Annotated in this window: 1 protein-coding gene and 1 pseudogene; both read right to left on the bottom strand. The window is 63.8% G+C overall.

Features of this window, described 5'->3' with window-relative positions; all coding sequences use genetic code 11:
* Window positions 1-26: 26 nt before the first annotated feature.
* The gene (locus B2W55_RS24415; RefSeq protein WP_024584186.1) at window positions 27-578 is read right to left on the bottom strand and encodes a DNA topology modulation protein; all 552 of its coding nucleotides are present in this window, start codon (window positions 576-578) and stop codon (window positions 27-29) included.
* Window positions 579-656: 78 nt separating this feature from the next.
* A pseudogene (locus tag B2W55_RS24410) lies at window positions 657-828 on the bottom strand (lipoyl synthase); the annotation flags it as partial.

Genomic DNA, 828 nt, shown 5'->3' with positions numbered 1-828 from the left:
CCGCCGCTTGCTGGAGAATCGAGGCATCAGTGGATACTTGTGAGGTTTCTTGCACGGTTTAGCGTGAGCGCGAGGCCCTTCAGATAGTCGTCCGCCTGCGCCCGGTGGGTGAAGCAGACCAGCGACTGATCAGGGCGCAAACCTTGGAAATATTCGATCAGCTTCGGCCGCTGCTGTTGGCGATAGGTCCAGACATAGCGGAAGAATTCAAGGTCGATCTTCTCCGGGCAACCCTCCGCCATCTCGGCGCGAACCCGGCCGTAGCTTCCGGCGATGCGCCGGAAAATCCCGAGCATGCAGGTCGATCGCGGCAAGTCGAACCAGATGATCGTATCGGAGAGCTGCCGGCGCAGCTCACCCGCACCGTTCCTGGTGTAGTTCCCGTCCATGATCCAGCGCGGCTCGCGCGCGGCCTCGGTCATGCGGCGCTGGAATTCGTCCCTGTTGGACTCGACCCAACCCGGCTTCCAGAACAGCGCATCGATCGACACGGTCGGGATGCCCGTGATCCCGGACAGCCGCCGGGCAAAGGTCGACTTGCCGGATCCCGACGATCCCATCACCAGAACGCGCTGCATTGGTCCAGTCCAAGGTTCGGTCGAGGCTCGATCGCGCAATGGCGCGCGCTGGCGCCGGCTCGCCGCCGTCTGCAATATCTAGCGACCGCGGGCCGTGCGCGCCGCCTGCAATTTGGCAAAGTCCTCGCCGGCATGATGCGACGAGCGCGTCAGCGGGCTCGCCGACACCATCAGGAAACCCTTGGTATAGGCGACGCGCTCGTAGCCGGCGAATTCGTCCGGGGTCACATAGCGCATCACGGCGTGATGC

It is taken from the genome of Bradyrhizobium sp. UBA2491 (assembly GCF_002341725.1).
GTDB lineage: Bacteria > Pseudomonadota > Alphaproteobacteria > Rhizobiales > Xanthobacteraceae > Bradyrhizobium.
The sequence above is the reverse complement of the archived record's forward strand: the minus strand, read 5'-3'. Positions and strand labels throughout refer to the sequence as shown.

What these genes read in the sequence shown, in the direction of transcription:
- B2W55_RS24415 (WP_024584186.1), bottom strand. Translation starts at nt 578, where the DNA reads ATGCAGCGCGTTCTGGTGATGGGATCGTCGGGATCCGGCAAGTCGACC.